General features: G+C 32.7%; 11 protein-coding genes and 2 tRNA genes. All 13 read left to right on the plus strand.

Features of this window, described 5'->3' with window-relative positions:
* Positions 1–184: hypothetical protein (locus COX95_02335; protein PIZ86047.1), on the plus strand; the 184-nt coding region annotated here is incomplete at its 5' end.
* Positions 185–352: 168 nt separating this feature from the next.
* Positions 353–949 carry a hypothetical protein gene (locus COX95_02340; GenBank protein ID PIZ86048.1) on the plus strand — a complete coding sequence of 199 codons (597 nt, stop codon included), beginning with the start codon at positions 353–355 and terminating at the stop codon, positions 947–949.
* A gap of 3 nt (positions 950–952) precedes the next feature.
* Entirely contained in the window at positions 953–1,510 is a 558-nt protein-coding gene (locus COX95_02345) for a hypothetical protein (GenBank protein PIZ86049.1), read from the plus strand.
* A gap of 527 nt (positions 1,511–2,037) precedes the next feature.
* Positions 2,038–2,562 carry a hypothetical protein gene (locus tag COX95_02350; protein ID PIZ86050.1) on the plus strand — a complete coding sequence of 175 codons (525 nt, stop codon included), beginning with the start codon at positions 2,038–2,040 and terminating at the stop codon, positions 2,560–2,562.
* A 216-nt stretch (positions 2,563–2,778) separates the two neighbouring features.
* Positions 2,779–2,976, plus strand: coding sequence for a hypothetical protein (locus COX95_02355; GenBank protein ID PIZ86051.1), 198 nt, complete (start codon positions 2,779–2,781; stop codon positions 2,974–2,976).
* Between the two features lie 14 nt (positions 2,977–2,990).
* Complete coding sequence (locus COX95_02360) at positions 2,991–3,392, plus strand: hypothetical protein (GenBank protein ID PIZ86052.1); 402 nt, start codon at positions 2,991–2,993, stop codon at positions 3,390–3,392.
* A 292-nt stretch (positions 3,393–3,684) separates the two neighbouring features.
* A complete protein-coding gene (locus COX95_02365) occupies positions 3,685–4,524 on the plus strand; it encodes a hypothetical protein (GenBank protein ID PIZ86053.1) in 840 nt (279 codons plus the stop codon).
* A gap of 265 nt (positions 4,525–4,789) precedes the next feature.
* Positions 4,790–5,158, plus strand: a complete 369-nt coding sequence (locus tag COX95_02370) for a hypothetical protein (protein ID PIZ86054.1) — start codon at positions 4,790–4,792, stop codon at positions 5,156–5,158.
* Positions 5,159–5,289: 131 nt separating this feature from the next.
* Positions 5,290–5,730, plus strand: a complete 441-nt coding sequence (locus COX95_02375; GenBank protein ID PIZ86055.1) for a hypothetical protein — start codon at positions 5,290–5,292, stop codon at positions 5,728–5,730.
* Positions 5,731–5,848: 118 nt separating this feature from the next.
* A complete protein-coding gene (locus COX95_02380; GenBank protein PIZ86056.1) occupies positions 5,849–7,417 on the plus strand; it encodes a hypothetical protein in 1,569 nt (522 codons plus the stop codon).
* Between the two features lie 86 nt (positions 7,418–7,503).
* Positions 7,504–8,082, plus strand: a complete 579-nt coding sequence (locus tag COX95_02385) for a hypothetical protein (GenBank protein PIZ86057.1) — start codon at positions 7,504–7,506, stop codon at positions 8,080–8,082.
* 58 nt (positions 8,083–8,140) lie between these two features.
* Positions 8,141–8,216, plus strand: a tRNA-Arg gene (locus tag COX95_02390).
* Between the two features lie 6 nt (positions 8,217–8,222).
* Positions 8,223–8,304: transfer RNA gene (locus tag COX95_02395), tRNA-Ser, on the plus strand.

An 8,304-nucleotide genomic window follows, 5' to 3' on the forward strand; every position in this document is an offset into this window, starting at 1 on the left:
GAATCGGAAAGCGAGGGCGGGCAAAAATTCCTTCCCCCCAACCCCCTTCCTTTTTGCCCGCCCGAGCGATTGGATTTCAAAATTAAGAATTCGGGTTTTCGTCAAAAAAAGTTCGAACATCAATCAAAAAACACCGCCAATTAAAAGTTTGGAACCTTTTGAAAGAGTAAGAACGATCAAATAGGAAGGAAGGGCTTGTTAGGTGCCATTAAGGCGCATTAAGTGCCCGTCTGAGGGCTACCCCACGTCGGTCTCGAACCCGTTGTTTACGCTCAAAAACACCGAAACTTTGGAACCGTTTTTTGATAATACACCTAAATTATTTTAGTGAAATCTAATAGAGGTATAAAATATGAATGATCTCTTTGGTAAACTACACTTCATTTTGTTATTAGGTGAGACTGGCTCAGGCAAGGGAGTGTTTGCTAATCATTATTACAGAGGTTTGGTTACAAAATATTCTGCCGATAAGTTGAAATTTTTATTTTTAGATATGACAGGCGTGGATTATAAGTTATTAGATTCTCCATATCTATACAAAAAGACTATCACTAGCCCAGAATTAGCGATCAAGGAACTAGAGGGCATTGCTAACAATGATTTTAGTGGTCATAAACTTATTGTTCATATAGAAGAAGCAGATATGGTTTATCACGATAAAGATAGATTGGAATCGGCTCTTTTTAATATTATAAATAAGGATAATATAACTGTGATCTTTTCAACAAGTAGACTAGATCCAGAGTATTTAGATAAGTGGCTACAGTATGCAGGTTTGAGAATTATTTTTAAGCTGTCTAACGAAGCGGATTCAAAATACTTAGCAGGTAGTGATATTGCTTGTAAGCTTGAACCAGGAAGAAAGATTTTAATAGCCAAGAATGCATCAATTGTGTTGCCTCCTTTAAGCAAAAAGGAAGCAGAAAAAAACCGAGAACTTACTTTATAATTCATGAAAGATTATTCAAAATATTACAATTTAGAGAAGTATTTAACCGAAGAAGTATCGAAAAAGTTTAGTAAACAAGGATATTTAGATGCTTTTGATTTCTTTTGTATTGTAATCTGGAAAGCAAACAGAGCTAAAAGTAAAATCGCCAAAAGGATTTGTGAATTATCAACTAAGAAAAATATAAAAGATGGCTGTAAGGAGTTAACTACGGGTATAAGAAAAAAAGACAATAAACAAGAAAGATTGAATTATTTATTAAATCATTGGCAATTTAGACTTCCTATGGCATCCGCAATTTTAACAATCTTATATCCAAAAGACTTTACGGTTTATGATGTTAGAGTGTGTAGGGAATTATCTAAGTATAAAGGACTATATTCAAAATCCAACAATAGAATTATTGAAGATTATTTTGACTTTGTCGAAGATGTTAAAAGGTTAGTACAAGAATATAGTTCATTAAGAGATAAAGATAGATATTTGTGGGGCAAATCTTTTTCTAAAGATTTGAATAACGATATTGGGCATGATTTTATTAAAAATAACTGCGGAAGATGAGATATATGGGTAACACTTTTGGTATAATAAAGAGTCTGAATAATTTACCAAAGGAGTTATCATATGATGGAGCACAAGAGCTGCTTTTTAAAAGCAAAATAAGACAATAGACATTTCTTTTTATAGTGTCTCATTCACGCACAAAATGAGACACCAAAATTCTGTCAATTTCAGTGTAATTTTGGTAAAATATCATTGTTTATAAGGGACAAGGGGAATGAGTGAAAGACTCTAGACCAACATGTCCCACTAAACAAGAATGGTAAAATAGGGATGATTGAAGAAGAGCCAAAGGCTCTAGACCAACATGTCCCGCCAGATGAAACTTTGGAACCTTTAGGAGAAATATAAATATGTTTGACGAGAAATAAGCCATTTATGTCGAAAAATTTTGTCGTGATTTCTATAAAAATCAAATTCTAAATACAAATATTAAAGGTGTTGATATTGATGCTATATATCCTGAATATACTAAAAAAGCTCTCACAGAAGCAGATCCAGTATTTACTAATGTTGATAAGCAAAAATTGGCAGCCGAGCTAAAAATTTTACAGTTTGAGTTATTTGCACTTGCATGGATACATAAATTTGGGCATGAGTTTGCGATTGTTCAAAGCATTTTCACAAGACAGTATTTACATGATGAGGGAAGAGACGATGTTTGGGATGGCATGGCATATTACAACCGCGCTATTGCTCATGCTACTACAGTCGGACTTAGTAGTATAGATAGTGCAGCTATTCTTCTAGGGAGGAAAAACTTTGCCGATTTATACATAGAAAAAGCTGAGAAATCCGGGGTAAATATGAAAGATAAATCTGAAGCAGAAAGTAGGAGCCTACCAATATGTCGTTTATTCTCGGAAAAAGCGTGGGGAAAGGGCTCCACCACTTATTTTCTTATTTTATCTTTATGTCATCGGGTTGGTCTTGGCTTCGGACCTGATTATCTTGGACCGAACGAAGAAGCACAATTCTGTTTATCTAAACTTATTCATGATTTATATGACGATGCTTATCAAGCTTTAGAGAAAATAAAAATTAATAATTAAAAGAAATTTACCGAGCGAAATAATTAAGAATAATATGTTTAATAATTTACAGTTTATAGTAATTTTATTAACTCTCGTTGGGTCTTTTTGGATAATCTCCGGTCATATATTTGGTAGTGGGGAAGAAATAAAAGCAAGATGTTCTGGGGATATCGAAGATATATCAACCGATCTTTATGTTTATTTAGACAAACAAAGGATTGAAGCGATAGTATTATGTTTTTTGGTTTTTTGCTGCAGGGCATTGATTTATTTACGTCATCCTCTATCCATATCAACTGGATAATTTCATTATTTTTAGTAGCTATTTTTATAGTTTCGCCGCTTATAGTATTTGAATATAAAAACAAGAAAAGAAAGAATGAACGGTTTTTAGACGGGGATGTCTTGCAAAAAAGCAAAACGAACAATTAGAAAGGTAAAAAAATATGACTCCAATTGAAGCGGAAAAAATAATTAATGATTATTGGAAATCCATTAAAGATATAGGTGAATTTATAAAGCAGCCAATTTCAGACCTTCCATGTTCTCCCGGAAAAATCAGATACGCCCATTTTATTTATGGAGAAGAGCTAGTAAAACGGGATCTTTTAACATGGGAGATTGCAGATAAATTAGCCATGTCTTATTCTGATATCCACGATAGATTTGTAGAGGATCCCACACCAATGAATAAAAAACATAAGAAATATATAGAAAAACTTAAAGAAGGAGTTAAGGATAAAAATTATCACGAAATTTTTGCGCAGAGATTGAAAGAAAGATTGAACTGGTCTATAGAGTATCATAATTTTTTAGTTGAAGTCAGAAAAAGCCAAAAAAATGGATAATAAATCAAATAAGTTAATTCTTCTTGTGATATCATGAATAACGATAAGATTAGCTCTGTAATTAGTCTAATTGTGGCAATAACAATTTCTGTTGCTAGTTTTTTACAGTGGTGGCACATAACTTCAAACGGGAAGATAGTGCTTAGGAAATGGGTTAAAATTGTACTGAGTATATAGATTTTTCTCCTATTCTCTTCCCCACTGTTAATACTCCTTTAGTGTCAATCTGTTGTATAATGTAAAAGGTATTAGACAGGAGTGTACCGCTACGTAAGAATGATAAAATGAAAATATGAAAAAAATATTATTTGATAATAATGCATTTCAGGATTTAATCTTTCGACCAGATCATTATGCTCAGTTTCAACAATTAGAATATTTAATCAAGAATGGTGATCTTGTAGTTTTTGGAAACATCTCTTTCCTCGAAGAACTGATTGGTCTTTCCTCGAAAAACATTGTTGATTATAAAAAAGTACTTAGGGAATATAAAATTATCACTAATCAAAATTTGCTCAAACCATATAATGAGCTAATTCAAATGGAAAATAATAATGGTGCACCCCTAAAACAAGAGAATATATTTCTGTCTGACGAGATATCTAAAAATATATTTGATAAGTTAGAAAAAAGTTTTAGATTAAAAACCCTCGATGATTTAGTATACAATAATAAACAGAACTATTTATTGGGCATGAAGGGAGCAAATAATTCCGTACAGAATATGTTACAGCAAAAATTTTCGAAGCGAGAGAAAAAAATAGTTGCAAAGAGTTGGTTAAATAATTTTGATACTAACATCCAATCATGGTATAAAGATTTGTTTAAACCTATACGAGAGATTGACTGTATAACACTACCACATACAGCGTCGTATATTAGCTGTTATTTATTAAAAATGAATCAAACAGCAACGGAAGGGCATAAACACAAAGCAGGTGACTCATATGATTTCCAGCACATTGCTGAAGCTGCGGCTGTTGATGTTTTTATAACTTCAGATAGTGCTTTGATTCGAATGTATAATCTAATACCAAAGAAGTATCAGTTCGTGCAAGTGCAAAGAATCGGTGAGTCGTTGTCAGGCTTGGCAGAAACGAGCAATCTGCCAAAAACGGAACGAAAAACTTGAAATTATCTAATACGAAAGAAATACAAGGGTGTCATACACTAAACAAGAATGATAAAATAGGAATAATTGAAGAAGGGTTAAAGGCTCTAGAAATCAATGTCCCGCCATTAAACTTCGCCAAGGCTACGCTTAATTAGCTTTAGAGAAGTTTAATAAGCAAGAATATAATATTTAATGCTAAAAATGAATATGCTTCGTATAAAAAATAATTAGGCAAAATACTCAAAAGCAATTTTATAATAATTAATTTTTTAAAGGAAAATTTATGGGTAGTTTTATAGAAATTAACGACACATTACAACTTACAACTGAACAAGGCTTTCCAAATGAGTTAAGCTACGAGAGGCATAAGATTAAGCCATTTTTAGTAAAAGATTTTGAAAATCAAATTTTTGAATTTAAAGATAAGCCAAAGGTAAGAATTTATAAACTACCTCCTGTTCGTAATTTTTTGGTTCAAAATATAGACGGTAAGTGGCTATACTGGGGATTAGTACATATTATTGAGGTCACACATGATAATGTAAAACAAACTACTTCCGGTAAATTCAAAATTATCCAAATATATACTCCGGAAGAAATGAAGCATGTTTATACATATCTTCGCCCTACAACTGCCAAACCTTATATTTAATTTTCAAATTTTATTTATTCTTTTCTTAATAATTTTAATAAAGTAGAATAAATAAAGCTTTGTTTTAGTGGTAAGCGTTAGGTGGAATTAGTTCGGATTTTTTTCGAACATAAATCGCCAAGGATTATCAAATGAATAAAATCATATTAAGAAAAGCAATAAAAGATGAGTGGGTAATTATTAGCAATTTTGAGAAAAATGCTATAAGTAAAATTTTTTACCCTACGGTTACTAAAGAAGAAGAAATCAAGAAGTTTCTAGATGAAAATGAATTATTTTTTATTATTTTTCGTGATCAAAAGATTGGGATAATTGCTTACCAAGAAAGAAAAGATTCATTTTATATTTGCGAGTTTATAATCGGTTTAAAATTCCAAGGAAAAGGATTTGGTAAACAAGCGCTTGAAGCTTTGATTAAAAAAGCCGGTAATAATAAACCGGCAACACTTGTAACTCACCCGGAAAATTCATCGGCAATCTCTATATATTTAAAAGCAGAATTTAAGATTAAAGGCTGGAAAGATAATTATTTTAACGATGGTACTCCAAGGCTTTTACTTGTTAAGGAGTGAGCTTTAGGTTAGAACGTTCTGTTGAATGAAATTTTGTGACTTTTTCATAAAGTATAAAGTAAAAATAATCAAATAATAAGAAACGGCTTGTTGGGCGCCGCAAGGTAATGAGTAAATTATGAATCAAGAAAAAGCGCTAGAAATATTAAAAAGTGGCAACAATATTCTTTTAACGGGTCCGGCAGGTACCGGGAAGACATATGTTTTAAATAAATTCATAAAGCATTTAAAAGACAAGGGAACTAACGTTGCTATTACGGCGTCAACCGGCATCGCGGCTACTCACATTAACGGAAGAACTATCCATTCTTGGGCTGGTTTTGGTATAAAGAAAGATCTATCAAGTTCCGATTTATCCAAAATTAAGATGAATTCTAAGGTAAGAGCAAGAATAAAAGATACTGATGTTCTTATTATTGACGAGATCTCTATGTTACATGATTTTCAGTTAGATATGGCTGATACTATTTGCAGAGTTGTCAAAAATGACGATCGTTCCTTTGGCGGTATTCAATTAATTTTGTGCGGTGACTTTTTTCAATTACCGCCGGTTGATAAAGAAAGAAATAGTGGTAATTTTATTGTTAAATCTGAGGTTTGGACAAAGCTTAACCCAAAGATCTGTTATCTTACAAAACAGTATAGGCAAAGTGACCATAACTTAAACGATCTCTTAGTCAGTATTAGGTCAGGTGACATTACAGAAAGTCATATTGATATATTAGCAAGCAGGATTAACGTAGAGCTTGAAGACCCCGAAAAAGTCACAAAGCTCTATACACACAATGCGAATGCTGATGCAATAAATATAGGTAAACTTGATAGCTTACCTGACGAGGAGCATGTTTATTTAATGAGAGGTGAGGGCAAAGAGGCTTTGATTGAAACACTAAAGAAAAATTGTTTAGCTCCTGAAGAGTTAAAATTAAAGAGGAATGCAATCGTTATGTTTGTAAAAAACGATTTTGGTAAAGGCTATGTTAATGGAACAATCGGAAAAGTCGTTGATTTTCATGAAAGCGGGTATCCAATTGTTAAAATAAGGAATGGAAGAAGAATTGTCGCAATGCCTACCGATTGGGCAATTGAAGAAAACAATACCGTCCTTGCCAAAACAACCCAAGTTCCGCTTAGACTGGCATGGGCAATTACCGTACACAAGAGTCAGGGAATGACTCTTGACGCCGCCGAAGTAGATTTGAGTAAAGCTTTTACATTTGGTTTGGGGTATGTAGCGCTTTCCAGGGTTAGAGCGCTTAGTAATTTAAATCTTCTAGGAATAAATGATTTGGCTTTGATGGTTAGCGACGAAGCAAAGCAAATTGATATAGAGTTAAAGAAACTATCAGGAGAAATGGAGAAAGAGGATTATGAGGAGAAGGTCTTCGAGAAAGTTTACAAAAAAGAAACTCCATTAGCAAAAAGAATTAGAGAGAGATTGCTCAAAACTTTTGTTCCAAATAACGAAAAAGAAAATAAAATTAATGAAAAACAAGCGAACAAAAGCTATGCAGTAGAGGAAGTAAGAAAAAACTATAAAAAAGCGTATGAAAAATGGACGAAAGAAGAAGATCACCTTTTATTGGAGCTTTACAGAAAGGAAATTAAAGCTTTAGAGTTGGCTAACAGGTTTGAAAGAAAACCGGGTGCAATAAGAAGCAGATTAAAAAAACTTTTAGAGAAATAGATAACGTATAGTATGTAAAAATATTCCAATATTGATTTAGGCATAAGTATGGTTTATATTAAGTTAAGAATTAATTGATTGCTAAGATGGCAGCAAATAAGATGGCAGCAAAAAAGAAAAAAACTAGTTCTTCGAAGAGCAAAGCTAATAATTTAGTGGAGAATAATATCACCCAAGATAATCAAAATATTAATTCTTTTGAGGATAATTATTTAATATCTTGGAAAGCGCCAGAGTTTATTTTCCATAAAAAATCATTAGCTTGGCACGCATCTATTATAATTTTTAATGTTATCATAATAACTATCTTAGCGCTTATGAAGCAATGGCTTTCTATACCAGTTTTTTTATTACTTGGTTTTCTTTTATTTAAGTATGCCGAGGTTAAACCGCGAATGATAGAAATTGGTATTAGTAACATTGGAGTAAAAGTAGGAGACAATTTTTACCCGTATAATAGATTAAAATCTTTCTGGCTGGTATACGAGCCGCCGATCAAGACATTAAACTTTGAAACGACTAAGAGGTTTACTTCTTTGATTAGTATTCAGCTAGAAGATGCAGATCCATTTTTGATAAAAAGCATATTAAAAGATCACATACTTGAAGAACTTGAGAGAACAGAGGATTTTATCGGTAAAATAGCTAGATTATTAAAATTCTGAATTAGTCTGTTAATTTTTTGATATAATAGAAGTGCTGTATAGCACTTTTGTTTTTTATGCCCTCGTAGCTCAGTGGATAGAGCGTCAGCTTGCGGAGCTGAAAGTCAGAGGTTCAAATCCTCTCGAGGGCACCATTGTAAGGAGGGTTGGCAGAATGGTAATGCACTGGTTTCGAAAACCAGCGGGAGAAATCCCTTGCAGGTTCGAGTCCTGCACCCTCCG

It is taken from the genome of bacterium CG_4_10_14_0_2_um_filter_33_32 (assembly GCA_002792735.1).
Lineage (GTDB): Bacteria > Patescibacteriota > CPR2_A > CG2-30-33-46 > CG2-30-33-46 > CG2-30-33-46.